This window comes from Thiolapillus sp., assembly GCF_048562965.1.
In the GTDB taxonomy this organism is placed as follows: Bacteria; Pseudomonadota; Gammaproteobacteria; order Chromatiales; family Chromatiaceae; genus Thiolapillus; species Thiolapillus brandeum_A.
In genome coordinates this window covers 1-538 of sequence record NZ_JBHNMF010001603.1, presented here as the reverse complement: position 1 = coordinate 538, position 538 = coordinate 1, and the positions used below count along the sequence as shown (strand labels likewise).

The 538-nt window shown below is 54.5% G+C and carries 1 protein-coding gene; it reads right to left on the bottom strand.

The window, feature by feature from the left end:
• Positions 1-2: 2 nt before the first annotated feature.
• Positions 3-398: a hypothetical protein gene (locus tag ACOCD2_RS25760; RefSeq protein ID WP_419590654.1), complete on the bottom strand. Its 396-nt coding sequence runs from the start codon at positions 396-398 to the stop codon at positions 3-5.
• Positions 399-538 lie beyond the last annotated feature (140 nt).

Genomic DNA, 538 nt, shown 5'->3' with positions numbered 1-538 from the left:
GATCAACGCAAGTTGGCGGCAGCACAACGCATACCGGCAAACAAGCTCAGTGAAGCGGAGAGAGAACAGATCATAAAAACCTGTAATCTTCCTGAATACAAGAGCTTACCGCCCTCACAAACGCTGCCAGCTATCGCTGCCAGCCATGGAGAGCGAAGCGAAGGCTGGTAGACCCCAGTAGCCGCGAGGCCGCACTGTTTTCCCGGCGTGCCTTGCGCCAGAGGGAAAACAAAGTAGGCATCCGAACGCGGCGTCCAGTCATATGGGAGCCAAGTACGGAGCAGCAACGAGCTTGCGAAGTTGTTGCGTAGTGCTTGGTGACCAGGACGGCTGGGGCACAAATAGGTTGTCAAAGGCCGAGTCGATTTTGGGGACTGGGATGTCCCAAAATCTATCACGAGGCCGAAGACACGCTTGTTGTACCTATACTGGCAGACAAGGGGGAGTACATTGGCTCTGAGTCGAGTTTCTATCGGATACTGAGAGATGCTGATCAACTGAATCGGAGAGGTCGCGCAGAACCGCCAAAGGTTCATCC